Source organism: Pseudomonas sp. BN102, from assembly GCF_029871245.1.
In the GTDB taxonomy this organism is placed as follows: Bacteria; Pseudomonadota; Gammaproteobacteria; order Pseudomonadales; family Pseudomonadaceae; genus Metapseudomonas.
On sequence record NZ_SSON01000068.1, the window covers coordinates 85,926 to 101,607 of the forward strand.

Genomic DNA, 15,682 nt, shown 5'->3' on the forward strand with positions numbered 1-15,682 from the left:
ACCGGGTGATAGAAACGACTGCGCCGGCTAGGCCGGCGCGGTGCGAAGTCTATCAAAAAGCCGCAGCCGACTGGCTGCGTGAAAAGGTCTCAGGGATCAATGGTCGTGCTTGCTGCCGCCCTTGCAAGTCGGCGAATCCGGCGCGGCGCCCTGCTCCGCCCATTCCTCGGGCGTGTAGGTGTGCAGGGCCAGGGCATGGAACTGCCCCATCAGCTCGCCGAGGCTGGCGTAGACCTTCTGGTGACGCTTGACGGCGTTCAGCCCGGCGAACACCGGGCTGACGATCACCGCCTTGTAGTGGGTTTCCAGGCCGCGGCTGTGCATATGGCTCTCGTCGAACACTTCGAGGTGCTGGGGCTCGAGGGCCGCCAGGGCGGTCAGGATGCGGTCTTGCATGGACATCGGATCACTCCGCTCAGGGCTTCTTCTTGTCCTGGGGCGCCAGCTCGCTAGTCATGTCGCTGAGCAGCTTGTTGACCTCGGGCACCGCGCCTTCCAGTCGGCTCTGGGTCAGCTGGGCGGACTGCTGGGTCAGGGCCGGCATCTTTTCCAGCACCTTCTTGCCCAAGGGGGATTCATAGAAGGCGATCAGTTCCTTGAGTTCGCTCTCGGAGAAGTTGCTGGTGTAGATCTTCACCAGTTCGGGTTTCAGCTTGTCCCAGCCGACGGCCTTGTCCAGGGCGGCGTTGGCCTTGGCCTGGTAGCTCTCCAGGGTGGCCTTCTTGGCAGCCGGCGCCTTGGTCTGCTCGAAGCGCTGCTCGAACATCTGCTGAACCTGGGCATAGACCGGAACGGTGAGCTTGTCGGCGCGGGCGAGCTTGAGGAAGCGCTCGGCATCGGCGGCGTGGCTGGCGGCATCGGCCAGGACCTGGCCACTGGCGCAAGCCAGCAGTACGGCAGTGCAGAGAACGCGAAGCTTGGTCATTGGGAATCCTTGTCTGGGCAGGGAACAGGGGGTTGCCCCGGGGTTGGTCATTCTGCGCTCAAGGCGATATCGGGCTCAAGCGGCGGCTTTTTTCGACAACACAGAGGCGAAAATGTGCGATAGCGCACTCCACGAAACAGTTGTCAAAACGCCATCACTTGCCCATGCTTCGACCCGCTGGGCATGCTGTGCCGGTTTGAGAATTTATCGTGCCCATCGGCGGAGTTTCCGATGAGGTTGTAGCCGGCTTCCCACAGCTACCGGGCTCCGCACACACATGGACGTGCTCGATGAATAGCCATATCTCCTCCCTGCCGCCTGGGGTTTCCGCGCTCTGCGACGCCCACGGCAAACTCTTGCCCGCAGCCGTCGGCTGGTCCAGCCGCCCCCGGTTGGACTATGCCATCCCCGGCCACTTCGGCCGGCGCAAGCGCTGGAACCACTGGTGCATCACCACCCCGCGCTGGATGCTCTCGCTGACCATCGCCGACCTCGACTACCTGGGCTACGGCGCCGCCTATTTCCTCGACCTCGACAGCGGCAGGGCCGTCGCCCACACCCAGCTGCGCGCCTTCGCCCGCGGCTGCCAACTGCCGAACAGCCCTCTGGAAAGCCACAGTTTCCAGCACCCGCGCCTGCAGATCCGGATGGATGCGCACCCCGGCCGCTTGAGCCTGCGGGTCGAGGCCCCGGACATCGGCGGCCAGCCGCTGCAGGCCGCCCTGGACGTGCTGCGCCCCGCCCACCTGGACTCAGTGAACCTGGTGGCCCCCCTCCCCGGGCGCTGCTTCCATGCCACCAGCCGCCAGCTCGGCCTGCCGATCAGCGGCAGCCTGCGATTGGGCGAGCGCCACTATGAATGCAGCTCAGGCCTGAGTTTCGCTTCCCTGGACTTCGGCCGCGGCGTCTGGCCCCTCCACAGCCACTGGACGCGGGCCGCCTTCGCCGCGCCAGGCGGCATCGCCGGCAACTTCGGCTCCGGCTGGACCGACTCCAGCGGGCTGACCGAGAACGCCCTCTGGTTCGGCGGCCGACTGGCCAAACTGGACCGTCCGGTGCGTATCGACCAGGAGCCGAATGCACCCCTGGCCCCCTGGCGTCTGACCACCGCCTGTCGCCGCGTGGAGCTGACCTTCACCCCGCGCCAGCTGCACCAGGCATGCCCGCGCCTGGGGCCGTTCTACGCCGACACGCGGCAGTGGTTCGGCCGTTTCGACGGCGTGCTGCGCAGTCCGGACGGCGAATGCGTACCGGTAACCAACGCCCTTGGCTGGCTGGGCGCGACCCATGCGCGCTGGTAATTGCCCGAACGGTTGAACCGAGTGCCGGGGATAGGGCCTAAACTGCGGAATCAATAGCCGGAGCCGATCCAAATGAGCCGCACAGAAACCGACAGCCTGGGACCCGTGGAGGTCGCCGAGGACGCTTACTGGGGAGCCCAGACGCAACGCTCGCTGGAAAACTTCGCGATAGGCAGCGAGCGCATGCCTTTGCCCGTGGTGCACGCCCTGGCCCTGATCAAGAAGGCCGCCGCGCGGGTCAACGGCCGCAATGGCGACCTGCCGCCTGACGTCGCCCGGCTGATCGAGCAGGCCGCCGACGAAGTACTGGCCGGCAAGCACGACAACCAGTTCCCCCTGGTGGTCTGGCAGACCGGCAGCGGCACCCAGACCAACATGAACGTCAACGAGGTGATCGCCGGCCGCGCCAACGAAGTGGCCACTGGCAACCGTGGCGGCAAGAGCCCGGTCCACCCCAACGACCATGTGAACTTCGCCCAGAGTTCGAACGACTGCTTCCCCACCGCGATGCACATCGCTATCGCCAAGGCGGTACAGCACGAACTGCTGCCGGCCATTGCCGAACTCTCCGGCGGCCTGGCCGAGCAGTCGGCTCGCCACGCCCATCTGGTGAAAACCGGCCGGACCCACATGATGGACGCCACACCCATCACCTTCGGCCAGGAGCTGTCCGCCTTCGTCGCCCAGCTGGATTACGCCGACAAGGCCTTGCGCAGCGCGCTGCCTATGGTCCTGCAGCTGGCCCAGGGCGGTACCGCGGTGGGCACCGGCCTCAACGCTCCGCACGATTTCGCCGAAGCCATGGCCGCCGAGCTGGCGGCGCTCTCCGGACTGAACTTCGTCTCGGCGCCGAACAAGTTTGCCGCACTGGCCGGCCACGAACCCCTGGTGAACCTCTCCGGCGCCCTCAAGACCCTGGCTGTGGCCCTGATGAAGATCGCCAATGACCTGCGCCTGCTGGGCTCCGGCCCACGTGGCGGCCTGGCCGAGGTGCGGCTGCCGGCGAACGAGCCGGGCAGCTCGATCATGCCCGGCAAGGTCAACCCCACCCAGTGCGAGGCCCTGTCGATGCTGGCCTGCCAGGTCATGGGCAACGACACCACGATCGGCTTCGCCGCCAGTCAGGGGCACCTGCAACTGAACGTGTTCAAGCCGGTCATCGTGCACAACCTGCTGCAGTCCATCCTCCTGCTCGGCGACGGCTGCCGCAACTTCCAGCAACATTGCGTGGCCGGCATGCAGCCGGATGCCGCGCGCATGGCCGAGCACCTGGAGCGCGGCCTGATGCTGGTCACCGCCCTCAACCCGCATATCGGCTACGACAAGGCCGCGCAGATCGCCAAGAAGGCCTACGCCGAAGGCACCACCCTGCGCGAGTCGGCCCTGGCCCTGGGTTACCTGACGGAGGAAGAGTTTGACGCCTGGGTCCGCCCGGAAACCATGCTGGAGGCCGGTCAAAATGGCTGACGGTGCGAAGCACGGCGCCACCCCGCTGGAAGGCGATGGCAAACGCATCCTGATGATTCTCGGCACCCCCAAGGGCGGCAGCCTGTGCCATGCCCTGAGCGATGCCTTCGCCCAGGGCGCGCGCAGCGAAGGCCACGTGGTCCGCCTGCTCAAGCTCGGCGAAATGCAGTTCGACCCGGTCCTGCGCGAAGGCTACGACCAGAGCCAGAACCTGGAGCCGGATCTACTCGAAGCCCAGCGGCAGATCCACTGGGCGGAGCACCTGGTGTTCATCTATCCGGTCTGGTGGGGCGGCCTGCCGGCGCTGCTCAAGGGTTTCTTCGACCGCGTGTTCCTGCCCGGCTTCGCCTTCCGCTATCGCGGCCAGTCCCAGGCCTGGGACAAGCTGCTGACCGGGCGCACCGCGGATCTGCTGGTGACCCTGGACACCCCGCCCTGGTACTTCCGCTGGATCTATGGCGCCCCGGCGCACCGCCAGATGGTGCGCACCATACTCGGCTTCTGCGGCATCAAGACCCGCCGCCTGACCGAGTTCTCGCCGGTGCGTCCGTCCTCCGAGGAACAGCGCCAGACCTGGCTGCGCAAGGCCGAAACTCTCGGCACCCGCTGCTAGTGCGCTTGTCCCGGTAAACGTTGGGCTTCGCGTAGCTCAGCCACAACCTACAGGCATCCAGCCACCCGCACAGCTCTTGTAGGTTGGGCAGAGCGAAGCGAAGCCCAACAGCGAACGCCCCGGCCGGTATCCGCTGCTGGTGCGCTTGTCCCGGCAAACGTTGGGCTTCGCGTAGCTCAGCCACAACCTACAGACATCCGGCCACCCGCATAGCGCTTGTAGGTTGGGCAGAGCGAAGCGAAGCCCAACAGCGAACGCCCCGGCCGGCACCCGCTGCTGGTGCGCTTGTCCCGGCAAACGTTGGGCTTCGCATAGCTCAGCCACAACCTACAGGCATCCAGCCACCCGCACAGCTCTTGTAGGTTGGGCAGAGCGAAGCGAAGCCCAACAGCGGAATCCCCGGCAAACGATGGTCATTCACCGCCTATCAACGCCGCCTCGCGCCGTGCCCGCCAATTGCGCATCAGCGACGGTGCCAGGGCGGTAAGGGCCGAACCCAGCACAACGAACACCGCACCGCCGTATGCGATCCAGTTGATCTCCTCCGGCTGCACATGGTCCGGCCAGATGCTGGCGCAAAAGGCCACGCTGGCGAAGGTCACCAATGGGGTGATGGCGAGGGTCGCGCTGACGCGCGAGGCTTCCCAGTGCGCCAGCGCCTCGGCGAAAGCGCCGTAGGCCACCAGGGTATTCAGGCAGCAGGCCAGCAGCAGCCAGCTCTGCAATTGGCTCAGTTCGAGCGCTTGCATGGGGTGGGCCCAGGGCGTCAGCAGCGCAGCACAGCCGAGGTAGATCACCATCATCACCTGGGCCGAGCTCCAGTGGCTCAGCAGCTGCTTCTGCGCCAGGCCGTAGAAGGTCCAGACGAAGGCCGACAGCAGGATGATCAGCACCCCCAGGGTGTACTGGCTCATGGAGGTGAGCAGCTCCTCCAGGCGCTGGTTGAAGAACAGGCCGAAGCCCAGAACCATCACCACGAGGCCGAAAGTCTGCCCGAGGCTGAAGCTTTCCTTGAAGATGAACAGGCTGCTCACCAGGAAGAGGATGGGCGCTACCTGGATCACCAGTTGGGTGGTACCGGGGCTGAGCATGTTCAGGCCCATCAGGTAGAACACATAGTTGCCGGTGAGTCCCCCCACCGCCAGCGCCAGCAGCCAGCCGCCGCGCGCACCCAGCGGGCGCAACGCCGGCAGCCGGCGGTTGGCGCCCAGGTAGAGGAACAGCAGCGAGCCGGCCACGACCAGTCGGTACCAGGTGACGGTCACCGGGTCCATGGTCTGCAGCACTTCTTTCAGCCAGATAGGCAACACCCCCCAGAGCACAGCCGTGACCAGGGCGAGGAACAGGCCGTAGAGCCAACGGCCGGAGGAGATATGCATGAGGTGCCTCTGCGGGGAAGACCAGGCGGCGGCGCGCCGGGCAAAGAACGCCATTCTAGGAGTGGGCGGGCCATGGGCACAGGAACAGTTTCGAGCCTGTCGGGCGCGCAACTGTACCTGTCGCCCCGACGGCCGCTTGTCGAGCCCCGGCGCAAGGCCGGCAGCGCTGATTAGACTCAAATAGCCAATGGGTAACGGAGGTGGTCCGATGTTCGGTCGACGCGCATCCGACATGGCGTCAGGCACCCACTATCGCAGTGAGCGTGTCAGCGCCGTGAACGGGCAATACTTCTTCTCCACCCGGGAGGGCACTCTGGAGGGGCCCTACTTCACCCGTGTGGATACGGAACGGGAAATCGCCTACTACATCCGTCGCATGAAACAGTACGAAGGCATACTCGCCTTACGGGGTCGATGAAGCGCCCACCCAAAAAAAGAAAGAACCCGCGCCAGGCGCGGGTTTTCTTTTATGGCTCACGCTTCGCTTTTCGTAGGGTGGATCACGCTTTATCGATCCACCAACAGAGGTGAGCTCAACCTCGATGGTGGAATTGAAAAGCGGTTTCCACCCGACAGGACCGGCACCGAGTGAAACTCAGCGATAGGCCTCGAACAGGCCGGTGGCGCCCATGCCGCCGCCCACGCACATGGTGACGATGCCGTAGCGCTTGCCCTGGCGCCGCAGTTCGCGCACCAGGTGGCCGACCTGGCGCGAGCCGGTCATGCCGAAGGGGTGGCCGATGGAGATGGAGCCGCCGTTGACGTTGTACTTCTCGTTGTCGATACCCAGGCGGTCGCGCGCATAGAGGCACTGGGAGGCGAAGGCCTCGTTCAGTTCCCAGAGGTCGATGTCGTCGACGGTCAGGCCCTTGGCCTTGAGCAGCCTGGGTACCGAGAACACCGGGCCGATGCCCATCTCGTCCGGCTCGCAGCCGGCTACGGCGAAGTCACGGAAGAATGCCTTGGGTTTCAGACCCAGCTCCAGCGCCTTGTCCAGGCTCATCAGCAGGGTCATGGAGGCGCCGTCGGACAGCTGCGAGGAGTTGCCGGCGGTGACCGAGCCGTCCTCGGAAAACACGGGCTTGAGGGACGCCAGGCCTTCCAGGGTGGTGTCGGCGCGGTTGCAGTCGTCGCGCTCGACCACGCCTTCCACGATGCGCTTCTCGCCGGTGGCCTTGTCTTCAACGAAGTACGTCACGCTCATCGGCACGATTTCGTCATCGAACAGGCCCTCGGCCTGGGCGCGGGCGGTGCGCTGCTGGCTCTGCAGGGCGTAGAGGTCCTGGGCTTCGCGGCTGACGCCATAGCGACGCGCGACGATCTCGGCGGTCTGGCCCATGGGGTAGTAGATGCCGGGGTGTTCGAGCTTGAGCCGCGGATTGACGAAGTTGTCCTGGTTGATGCTCTTCAGGGTCAGGGTGATGGACTCGACCCCGCCGGCCACCATCACGTCGCTGCAGCCGGAGGCGATCTGGTTGGCGGCGATGGCGATGGCCTGCAGGCCCGAGGAGCAGTAGCGGTTGAGGGTCATGCCGGCAACGCCGATGCCCAGCCCCGATAGAACCGCCACGTTGCGGCCGATATTGTGGCCTTGGGCGCCTTCGTTGGAGCCGGCGCCGACCACGCAGTCGTCCACCAGCGCCGGGTCCAGGTCATTGCGCGCCAGCAGCGCGTTCACGCAGTGAGCGGCCATGTCGTCCGGCCGGGTCATGTTGAACTTGCCACGGAAGGACTTGGCCAGGCCGGTCCGGACGCTGTCGACTATCACCACTTCACGCATGACGCACCTCGTTCTGGTTGGGATGGGAGCTGGAGCGAGCATAGTTCCGGCCCATACTCGCCCACCACGATCATTCATCCCGCGTATGCGCGCCCATCCTGTTCAGTCCGCCGCGAACGCCTTCTCCAGAGCTTCATTGATGGTGCGCAACACCTTGACCCGGGCGTAGCGCTTGTCGTTGGCCTCCACCAGGGTCCAGGGCGCGATCTCGGTGCTGGTGCGGTCCACCATGTCGTCCACGGCGTCCACGTAGAGGTCCCACTTGTCGCGATTGCGCCAGTCTTCTTCGGTGATCTTGTAGCGCTTGAAGGACACCTCCTCGCGCTCCTTGAAACGCTGCATCTGGGTGTCCTTGTCGATTGACAGCCAGAACTTCACCAGCACGATGCCGTAGTTGTGCAGTTGCTCCTCGAAGTCGTTGATCTCGCCATAGGCGCGCAGCCAGTCCGCCTGGGAGCAGAAGCCCTCTACCCGCTCCACCAGCACGCGGCCATACCAGGAGCGGTCGAAGATGGTGAACTGGCCGCGACCGGGCACGTGTCGCCAGAAACGCCAGAGGTAGGGCTGGGCGCGTTCCTCCTCGGTGGGCGCGGCGATTGGCACGGTGCGGTACTGGCGGGGGTCCAGCGCACCGGTGACACGGCGGATGGCTCCGCCCTTGCCGGCCGCGTCGTTGCCCTCGAATACCACCATCAGCGCGTGGCCGCGCATGCGCTTGTCGCGCATCAGGCCATTCAGGCGTGCCTGCTCGGTGGCGAGCTGCTCTTTGTAGTCGTCCTTGTCCAGCTTGCGACTGAGGTCGAGGCTGTCCAGCAGGCTGCGCCTGTCCAGGCTGGACATGAGCGGCGCCGCACGGGTGTGCGGCTTGCGGCCGGATTCCTGCGCGAGGGCGGTCTGCAGTCCTTCGAGGATGATGCGGCCGACACTCAGGTTGCGGTAATACTCGTCGGAACCTTCGATCACGTACCAGGGGGCGTAGTCGCGGCTGGTGCGGCGCAGCACGCGCTCGCCGAAGCGCACGAAGCGGTCGTAGACCTGGCTCTGCTTCCAGTCCAGCGGGTTGAGCTGCCAGCTGCGCTGGGGGTCCTTCTCCAGGGCCTTGAGGCGCTCCTTGAGCTGCTTCTTGGACAGGTGGAACCAGAATTTCAAAATCAGCGCGCCTTCATCGCAAAGCATGCGTTCGAAGTCTTCCGCATCGTTGATGGCCTGGTCCAGACGGGCGTCCTTGATATCGCCCTCGACCCGGGCCTGGAGCATCTGGCTGTACCAGTTGCCGAAGAAGATGCCGATCCGCCCCTTGGGCGGCAGCTTGCGCCAGAAACGCCACTGCGGCGGCCGCGCGAGTTCTTCGTCGGTGGGGCGCAGAAAGCTCTCGACGTTGATCAGGCGCGGGTCCATCCATTCGTTGAGCAGCTTGACGGTCTCGCCCTTGCCGGCGCCCTCGATGCCATTGATGAGGATAAGTACGGGAAAGTGCACCCGTTGCTGCAGCTCGAACTGCGCCTCCAGCAAGTCTTCGCGCAATTCCAGCACGGCCTTGTCATAGGTTTCCTTGTCGATTGAATGGCCGATTTCGGCGGATTCGAACATGCAGACCTCCTTGGCGTGATGGGGAAAAGGTAGCGGAAGGCCGAGAGGCTGTCTGCGACCACTGGTGGGAGTGAACTCATTCGCGATGCATCGGGCGGGCACCCTCCCCGATCGGCTACTATTCGCCCTTCGCAGTCACGGGAACCCCCATGTCCGATTTCCACCACGCCCAACTCGACTGGGACGAACAGGGCCAACCGCTTTCGCGGGAATTCGACGACGTCTATTTCTCCCCCGCCTCGGGCATCGATGAGACCCGGCATGTCTTCCTCAACGGCAACGACCTGGCCCGGCGCTTCGCCGAGCTGCCGGCGGGCGGGCGACTCACCATCGGCGAAACCGGCTTCGGCACCGGGCTGAACTTCCTCTGTGCCTGGCAGCTGTTCGAACGATGCGCGCCGACCGGGACGCGGCTGCATTACGTCAGTGTGGAAAAGTACCCCCTGGCCCGCGGTGACCTGCAGCGCGCCCTCGCCCTCTGGCCTGAACTGGCGCCCCTGGCGGCCCAACTGCTGGAGCAGTACGTCGCCGTGCACCCCGGCTTCCAGCGCATCAACCTGGCCGCCGGGCGCGTGGTGCTGACCCTGCTGGTGGGCGATGCCCTGGAGTGCCTGCCCGAGCTGGACGCGCGCATGGACGCCTGGTTCCTCGACGGTTTCGCCCCGGCGAAGAACCCGGACATGTGGAGCCCTGCCCTCTTCGCCCAGCTGGCGCGGCTCTCCGGCCCCGGCACCACGCTCGCCACCTTCACCGCCGCCGGCTTCGTACGCCGGGCGCTGAAAGAAGCCGGCTTCGCCATCAAACGCACCCCCGGCTTCGGCAAGAAGTGGGAAATGAGCCGTGGCCTGTTCCAGGGCCAGGCCAACGACGACAGCAAACCCTGGTACGCCCGCCCGCGCTTCGCACCTGAACGTCGCGAGGCCCTGGTGATAGGCGCCGGCCTCGCCGGCTGCGCCACGGCCGCCAGCCTCGCCGCGCGCGGCTGGCAGGTGACCCTGCTCGAGCGCCATGGCGAGCCCGCCCAGGAGGCCTCGGGCAATCCCCAGGGCGTGCTCTACCTCAAGCTCTCGGCCCACTGCACGCCGCTGTCGCGCCTGATTCTCAGCGGCTTCGGTCATACCCGCCGGTTGCTGCAGCGGCTGGAACAGGGCCGCGACTGGCAGGCCTGCGGCGTCTTGCAACTGGCCTTCGATGCCAAGGAAGCGCAGCGCCAGGCCAAACTGGCCGACGCCTTCCCTAACGACCTGTTGCACAGCCTGGACCAGGCCACGGCACAAGCCCTGGCCGGGGTCGCCCTGCCCGCTGGCGGCCTGTTCTACCCCGAGGCCGGCTGGGTCCACCCGCCGGCCCTGTGCCGGCTGCTGGCCGGGCATCCGAACATCCGCCTGCTGCCCCACAGCGAAGCCCTGGAACTACGCCGCGAGGACAACCTCTGGTGCGCCCGTGCCGGGGAGCGGCTGCTCGCCGCCGCCCCCGTGGCAGTGCTGGCCGGCGCCGCCGAGGTATTGCGCTTCCCCCAGGCAGCGGACCTGCAGCTGAAACGCATCCGCGGACAGATCAGCCGGCTGCCGGCCACCGCCGAAAGCGCGGATCTCGCCACCGTGGTTTGCGCCGAAGGCTATGTGGCGCCACCGCGGGATGGCGAACACACCCTCGGCGCCAGCTTCGACTTCCACAATACCGACCTGGCACCCACGGCCGCCGAACACGCCGGCAACCTCGAACTGCTGGAGGAGATCTCCCCGGACCTCTGCCGCCGGCTGCACGCCGCCGAGCTGGACCCGGCCCGCCTCGAAGGTCGCGCCGCCTTCCGCTGCACCACCCCGGACTACCTGCCCATAGTCGGCCCCCTGGCGGACAGCTCCGCCTTCGCCGAGGCCTACGCCGTGCTGGCCAAGGATGCGCGCCAGGTGCCCGAGGTGGCCGCGCCCTGGCTCGATGGCCTCTATGTGAACAGCGCCCACGGCTCCCGTGGGCTGATCACCGCTCCGCTGTCGGGCGAACTGCTGGCTGCCTGGCTGGACGACGAGCCCCTGCCCGTGCCGCGCGCCGTGGCCGAGGCCTGCCACCCCAACCGTTTTGCCCTGCGCCGCCTGATCCGCGGGCTGGGCGCCTGAGTATGGAGCCGCTCCTGCTGGAAGCCCTGGGGATAGGCGCCGTACTCGGCCTGCTGCTCGGTCTGACCGGCGCCGGCGGCTCCCTGGTCGCCCTGCCGCTGCTGCTCAGCCTGCACCTACCCCTGCGCGACGCCATTGGCGTTAGCCTCGGCGCTGTGGCGCTGTCCGCCGCCATTGGCGCCATTCCCCGCACCTTCCAAGGCCAGGTGGCCGGCCGCCCGGTGCTACTGCTCGCCTTGAGTGGGCTGCCAGGTAACGCGGTCGGCCAATGGCTGGGACGCTTCATTCCCGAGTTCGCGCTGATCCTCGGTTTCTGCCTGCTGGTGCTCTGGTCCGCCTGGCGCATGTGGCGCGGCGCCGGCCTGCCCCATGGCAAGTCCGGTCCGCTGCGCAGCGGGCCACTGGTCGCCATAGGTGCAGGCGTGGGGCTGCTGTCCGGGGTCATGGGCGTGGGTGGCGGCTTCCTCATAGTGCCGGCGCTGCTCTGGTTCACCCCGCTGTCGATGCTGGCCGCCACCGCCACCTCCATGGCGGTGATCGCCCTGGTCTCGGGCGGCGGCTTCTTCCTCTACCTTCTTGGCGCCCAGCCGCCCATGGCCCTGCTGGGCGGCCTGGCAGCCGGCGGCGCCGTCGGCGTGCTCTGCGGCAATCAGTTGGCCATGCGCCTGCGCGGCGCCACGCTGCAGCGACTCTTCGCCCTGATGCTGGTGGCAGTGAGCCTGTCCCTGGCGGCGCAGAAGCTGGTGGGCTGAAAGGTCCCTTTCCCGGCTACATATAATCAATCGATATAAAACTACCGGTAGCCCATGGGGGTCGGACCCCTAAGTGCCCTTTTTTCGGGCACCGACTCCCCAACGGCAACACCGGTAAGGACTTATGTGCGGCATATCTGGAGAACTACGTTTCGACAAGCAACCGGCCGACCTGGCCGCCCTCGATAGAATCACCCACCACTTAGCACCCCGCGGCCCAGACGCCTGGGGCCTGCACAGCCAGGGACCGATCGCCCTGGGCCATCGACGGCTGAAGATCATGGACCTCGCCGAAGCCTCCGGGCAGCCCATGCTGGACCCCGAACTGGGACTGGCCATGGTGTTCAACGGCGCCATCTACAACTACCCCGAACTGCGCAAGGAGCTGCTGGCCCTGGGTTACCGTTTCCATTCCGACGGTGACACCGAGGTGCTGCTCAAGGCCTGGCACGCCTGGGGCAAGGACATGCTGCCCAGGCTCAACGGCATGTTCGCCCTGGCCATCTGGGAGCGCGACAGCCAGCGCCTGTTCCTCGCCCGCGACCGCCTCGGCATCAAGCCGCTCTACCTGTCGCGGGGCGACAAACGCCTGCGCTTCGCCTCCAGCCTGCCGGCCTTGCTCCAGGGTGGCGACCTGGATACCTCGCTGGACCCGCAGGCCCTCAACTTCTACCTCAACTTCCACTCCGTGGTGCCGGCGCCGCGCACCTTGGTCAAGGGCGTGGAGAAGCTGCCGCCGGCCGGCTGGCTGCAGATCGACGCCGACGGCAACTGCAGCCAAGGCACCTGGTGGCAACTGGAATACGGCCCCCGCGAAGAGGAACAGATACTCGGCCTGGAAGACTGGCGCGATCAGCTGCTGACCAGCCTGCGCGACGCCGTGTCGATCCGCCAACGCGCCGCCCGCGAAGTCGGTGTGCTGCTCTCCGGTGGCGTGGACTCCAGCCTGCTGGTCGGCCTGCTGGCGGAAACCGGGGTGGAGCAATTGGCCACCTTCTCCATCGGCTTCCAGGATGCCGGCGGCGAGCGCGGCGACGAGTTCGAGTACTCCGACCTGATCGCCCGCCACTACGGCACCCGCCATCAGCAGCTGCGCATCAACGAGCACGAAGTGCTGGAGCACTTGCCCGAGGCCTTCGCCGCCATGAGCGAACCCATGGTCAGCCACGACTGTATCGCCTTCTACCTGCTCGCCCGCGAGGTGTCCAAGCACTGCAAGGTGGTGCAGAGCGGCCAGGGCGCCGACGAACTGTTCGGCGGCTACCACTGGTACCCGCCGCTGGCCGACACCAGCGACCCGTTCAACAGCTATCGTGCGGCCTTCTTCGACCGCAGCCACACCGAGTACCAGGCCACCGTGCAACCGGCCTGGCTCTGCGGCGACCTGGCCGGCGACTTCGTCCGCCAGCACTTCGAGCACCCCGGCGCCCTCGACCCGGTGGACAAGGCCCTGCGCCTGGACAGCACGGTGATGCTGGTGGACGACCCGGTCAAGCGAGTGGACAACATGACCATGGCCTGGGGTCTGGAGGCGCGGGTGCCGTTCCTCGACTACCGGGTCGCCGAGCTGTCGGCGCGCATCCCTTCCCGCTTCAAGCTCGGCGACGGCGGCAAGGAGGTGCTCAAGGCCGCGGCGCGCAAGGTCATTCCCCATGAGGTGATCGACCGTCCCAAGGGCTACTTCCCGGTCCCCGGCCTCAAGCACCTGCAAGGCCGCACCCGCGACTGGGTGAGCGAACTGCTACTGGACCCGAGCCAGGATCGCGGCCTGTTCCAGCCGGCCATGCTTGAGCGCTTGCTGGCCAGCCCGGCCGAAGACATCACGCCGCTGCGGGGCTCCAAGCTCTGGCAGATGGCCGCCCTCAACCTCTGGCTCAACCAACAGGGACTCTGAACCGATGAAAGCCCATACCCTGCACAGCCAGCGGCTGCTGCGTGGCCAGGCGCCCTCCTACCAGCGCCTGCAGGCGCAACTGGCCGAAGGTCACCAGGAGCCGCACGAGACGCCGCAGATACTCCACTGCGGCTGGGGCCGCCTGCTCCTCGGCCACACCTTCCCCGATCCGGCGAGCCTGGCCCGCGAGTTGCTCGACGAGCAGCCCGGTGAGCGCGACATCGCCCTGTACGTCGCCGCGCCCCAGCAGGTGCTGGCCCAGGCACCGCAGCAACTGTTCCTCGATCCTTCCGACACCCTGCGCCTCTGGTTCCCCGACTATCGCCCGGCGCGCCGCGGCTTCCGCGGCTTCAGCATCCGCCGGGCGCAGAGCGATGCCGACTGGTTGGCGGTCAACCAGCTCTACCGCTGCCGCGGCATGCTGCCGGTGGACCAAGAGGCCATCACTCCCCTGCACCTCGGCGGACCGGTCTATTGGCTGGCCGAGGATGAGCGTGATGGCCAGGTGATAGGCGCCGTCATGGGCCTCAACCACCGCAAGGCCTTCCATGATCCCGAAGGCGGCTCCAGCCTCTGGTGCCTGGCGGTAGACCCGCAATGCAGCCGCCCCGGCGTGGGTGAAGCCCTGGTGCGACACCTGGTGGAACACTTCATGAGCCGCGGGCTGAACTACCTCGACCTCTCGGTGCTGCACGACAACCGCCAGGCCAAGGCGCTCTACGCCAAGCTGGGTTTCCGCGACCTGGCCACCTTCGCGGTGAAGCGCAAGAACAGCATCAACCAGACCCTGTTCATCGGCCCCGGTCCCGAAGCAGAGCTCAATCCCTACGCCCGCATCATCGTCGACGAGGCCCTGCGCCGCGGTATCGAGGTGCAGGTGGACGACGCCGAGGGCGGCCTCTTCAGCCTCAGCCAGGGTGGCCGGCGCATCCGCTGCCGGGAGTCCCTCAGCGACCTCACCAGCGCGGTGACAATGACCCTCTGCCAGGACAAGCGCCTGACCCATCGCGCCCTGGCCCGGGTCGGCATCCGCCAACCAACCCAGTGCCTGGCCGGCAGCGACGCGGAGAACGCCGCCTTCCTCGCCGAACACGGCAGCCTGGTAGCCAAGCCGGTGAACGGCGAGCAGGGCCAGGGCGTTGCCGTGGACCTGCGCAGCCTCGACGAAGTGAAGACCGCCATCGCCAACGCCGAGCACTTCGACAGCCAGGTGCTGCTGGAAAGCTACCACCAGGGCCTCGACCTGCGGGTGGTGGTGATCAACTACGAGGTAGTGGCCGCCGCCATCCGCCGCCCCGCCGAAGTGGTGGGCGACGGCCAGCACACCTTGCTCCAGTTGATCGAGCGCCAGAGCCGCAGGCGCCAGGCCGCCACCCAGGGCGAGAGCCGCATCCCCCTGGACGGCGAGACCGAACGCACCCTGCGTGCCGCGGGCCATGGCTACGACGACGTGCTGTCCGCCGGCACTCGCCTGGCCGTGCGCCGCACCGCCAACCTGCACACCGGTGGCACCTTGGAAGACGTCACTGCGACTCTGCACCCGGCCCTGGCCGAGGCGTCCATCCTCGCCGCCCGCACCCTGGAAATCCCGGTGGTGGGCCTGGACCTGCTGGTGCCGGCCGCCGACCAGCCGGACTACGTGCTGATCGAGGCCAACGAACGGGTCGGCCTGGCCAACCACCAGCCGCAACCGACGGCGGAACGCTTCATCGACCTGTTGTTCCCGTTGACGCGAATGCCCTGATCCCCTGATGGGTATCGCGGGGCTCGCGGAGCGATACCCATCACTCCGAGCAACCGATGGGTATCGCATTGCTCGCGGAAAACCGCCCGCCCCATCCGACGGAAAGGGCTCCACCCCATG

The 15,682-nt window shown here is 66.8% G+C and carries 13 protein-coding genes; 8 read left to right on the forward strand and 5 right to left on the reverse strand.

Going from position 1 to position 15,682, the window contains the following annotated elements; translation table 11 throughout:
• Positions 1 to 96 precede the first annotated feature (96 nt).
• Positions 97 to 402, reverse strand: coding sequence for a BolA family protein (locus tag E8F12_RS15710; RefSeq protein WP_280326175.1), 306 nt, complete (start codon positions 400 to 402; stop codon positions 97 to 99).
• A 13-nt stretch (positions 403 to 415) separates the two neighbouring features.
• Positions 416 to 925, reverse strand: coding sequence for a DUF2059 domain-containing protein (locus E8F12_RS15715; protein ID WP_280326176.1), 510 nt, complete (start codon positions 923 to 925; stop codon positions 416 to 418).
• A gap of 290 nt (positions 926 to 1,215) precedes the next feature.
• Between E8F12_RS15715 and E8F12_RS15720 the strand changes: the two genes are divergently transcribed.
• The 3 genes from E8F12_RS15720 to E8F12_RS15730 all read left to right on the forward strand — a co-directional run bounded on the left by E8F12_RS15720 (position 1,216) and on the right by E8F12_RS15730 (position 4,306).
• Complete coding sequence (locus tag E8F12_RS15720; RefSeq protein WP_280326177.1) at positions 1,216 to 2,226, forward strand: DUF2804 domain-containing protein; 1,011 nt, start codon at positions 1,216 to 1,218, stop codon at positions 2,224 to 2,226.
• A gap of 72 nt (positions 2,227 to 2,298) precedes the next feature.
• Positions 2,299 to 3,693, forward strand: a complete 1,395-nt coding sequence (locus tag E8F12_RS15725; RefSeq protein ID WP_280326178.1) for a class II fumarate hydratase — start codon at positions 2,299 to 2,301, stop codon at positions 3,691 to 3,693.
• Complete coding sequence (locus tag E8F12_RS15730; protein ID WP_280292409.1) at positions 3,686 to 4,306, forward strand: NAD(P)H-dependent oxidoreductase; 621 nt, start codon at positions 3,686 to 3,688, stop codon at positions 4,304 to 4,306. The genes E8F12_RS15725 and E8F12_RS15730 overlap by 8 nt, the downstream gene beginning before the upstream one ends.
• 413 nt (positions 4,307 to 4,719) lie before the next feature.
• Here the strand turns inward: E8F12_RS15730 and E8F12_RS15735 are convergent, their stop codons facing one another.
• A complete protein-coding gene (locus tag E8F12_RS15735) occupies positions 4,720 to 5,685 on the reverse strand; it encodes a DMT family transporter (protein ID WP_280326179.1) in 966 nt (321 codons plus the stop codon).
• 208 nt (positions 5,686 to 5,893) lie between these two features.
• On the opposite strand from E8F12_RS15735, the gene E8F12_RS15740 reads away from it, so the two are divergent.
• The gene (locus E8F12_RS15740; protein ID WP_280292411.1) at positions 5,894 to 6,103 is read left to right on the forward strand and encodes a DUF6316 family protein; all 210 of its coding nucleotides are present in this window, start codon (positions 5,894 to 5,896) and stop codon (positions 6,101 to 6,103) included.
• Between the two features lie 177 nt (positions 6,104 to 6,280).
• Here E8F12_RS15740 and E8F12_RS15745 read toward each other — a convergent pair whose 3' ends face one another.
• Together E8F12_RS15745 and pap are read right to left on the reverse strand one after the other, a co-directional pair.
• On the reverse strand, positions 6,281 to 7,465 hold the full coding sequence (locus tag E8F12_RS15745) for a thiolase family protein (protein ID WP_280326180.1): 1,185 nt from the start codon (positions 7,463 to 7,465) through the stop codon (positions 6,281 to 6,283).
• 102 nt (positions 7,466 to 7,567) lie between these two features.
• On the reverse strand, positions 7,568 to 9,055 hold the full coding sequence (gene pap, locus E8F12_RS15750) for a polyphosphate:AMP phosphotransferase (RefSeq protein WP_280326181.1): 1,488 nt from the start codon (positions 9,053 to 9,055) through the stop codon (positions 7,568 to 7,570).
• A 149-nt stretch (positions 9,056 to 9,204) separates the two neighbouring features.
• On the opposite strand from pap, the gene mnmC reads away from it, so the two are divergent.
• From mnmC to ngg, 4 genes are all read left to right on the forward strand, one after another.
• A complete protein-coding gene (gene mnmC, locus E8F12_RS15755) occupies positions 9,205 to 11,172 on the forward strand; it encodes a bifunctional tRNA (5-methylaminomethyl-2-thiouridine)(34)-methyltransferase MnmD/FAD-dependent 5-carboxymethylaminomethyl-2-thiouridine(34) oxidoreductase MnmC (protein ID WP_280326182.1) in 1,968 nt (655 codons plus the stop codon).
• 2 nt (positions 11,173 to 11,174) lie between these two features.
• Positions 11,175 to 11,924 (forward strand): sulfite exporter TauE/SafE family protein, encoded by a 750-nt coding sequence (locus E8F12_RS15760; protein WP_280326183.1) that lies wholly within the window; start codon positions 11,175 to 11,177, stop codon positions 11,922 to 11,924.
• 124 nt (positions 11,925 to 12,048) lie between these two features.
• Positions 12,049 to 13,818: an N-acetylglutaminylglutamine amidotransferase gene (locus tag E8F12_RS15765; RefSeq protein WP_280326184.1), complete on the forward strand. Its 1,770-nt coding sequence runs from the start codon at positions 12,049 to 12,051 to the stop codon at positions 13,816 to 13,818.
• 4 nt (positions 13,819 to 13,822) lie between these two features.
• Entirely contained in the window at positions 13,823 to 15,562 is a 1,740-nt protein-coding gene (gene ngg / locus E8F12_RS15770; RefSeq protein WP_280326185.1) for an N-acetylglutaminylglutamine synthetase, read from the forward strand.
• Positions 15,563 to 15,682 lie beyond the last annotated feature (120 nt).

What these genes read in the sequence shown, in the direction of transcription:
- E8F12_RS15730 (WP_280292409.1), top strand. Translation starts at nt 3,686, where the DNA reads ATGGCTGACGGTGCGAAGCACGGCGCCACCCCGCTGGAAGGCGATGGC.
- E8F12_RS15715 (WP_280326176.1), bottom strand. Translation starts at nt 925, where the DNA reads ATGACCAAGCTTCGCGTTCTCTGCACTGCCGTACTGCTGGCTTGCGCC.
- pap (WP_280326181.1), bottom strand. Translation starts at nt 9,055, where the DNA reads ATGTTCGAATCCGCCGAAATCGGCCATTCAATCGACAAGGAAACCTAT.
- mnmC (WP_280326182.1), top strand. Translation starts at nt 9,205, where the DNA reads ATGTCCGATTTCCACCACGCCCAACTCGACTGGGACGAACAGGGCCAA.
- E8F12_RS15725 (WP_280326178.1), top strand. Translation starts at nt 2,299, where the DNA reads ATGAGCCGCACAGAAACCGACAGCCTGGGACCCGTGGAGGTCGCCGAG.
- E8F12_RS15745 (WP_280326180.1), bottom strand. Translation starts at nt 7,465, where the DNA reads ATGCGTGAAGTGGTGATAGTCGACAGCGTCCGGACCGGCCTGGCCAAG.
- E8F12_RS15720 (WP_280326177.1), top strand. Translation starts at nt 1,216, where the DNA reads ATGAATAGCCATATCTCCTCCCTGCCGCCTGGGGTTTCCGCGCTCTGC.
- E8F12_RS15760 (WP_280326183.1), top strand. Translation starts at nt 11,175, where the DNA reads ATGGAGCCGCTCCTGCTGGAAGCCCTGGGGATAGGCGCCGTACTCGGC.
- ngg (WP_280326185.1), top strand. Translation starts at nt 13,823, where the DNA reads ATGAAAGCCCATACCCTGCACAGCCAGCGGCTGCTGCGTGGCCAGGCG.
- E8F12_RS15710 (WP_280326175.1), bottom strand. Translation starts at nt 402, where the DNA reads ATGTCCATGCAAGACCGCATCCTGACCGCCCTGGCGGCCCTCGAGCCC.
- E8F12_RS15735 (WP_280326179.1), bottom strand. Translation starts at nt 5,685, where the DNA reads ATGCATATCTCCTCCGGCCGTTGGCTCTACGGCCTGTTCCTCGCCCTG.
- E8F12_RS15765 (WP_280326184.1), top strand. Translation starts at nt 12,049, where the DNA reads ATGTGCGGCATATCTGGAGAACTACGTTTCGACAAGCAACCGGCCGAC.
- E8F12_RS15740 (WP_280292411.1), top strand. Translation starts at nt 5,894, where the DNA reads ATGTTCGGTCGACGCGCATCCGACATGGCGTCAGGCACCCACTATCGC.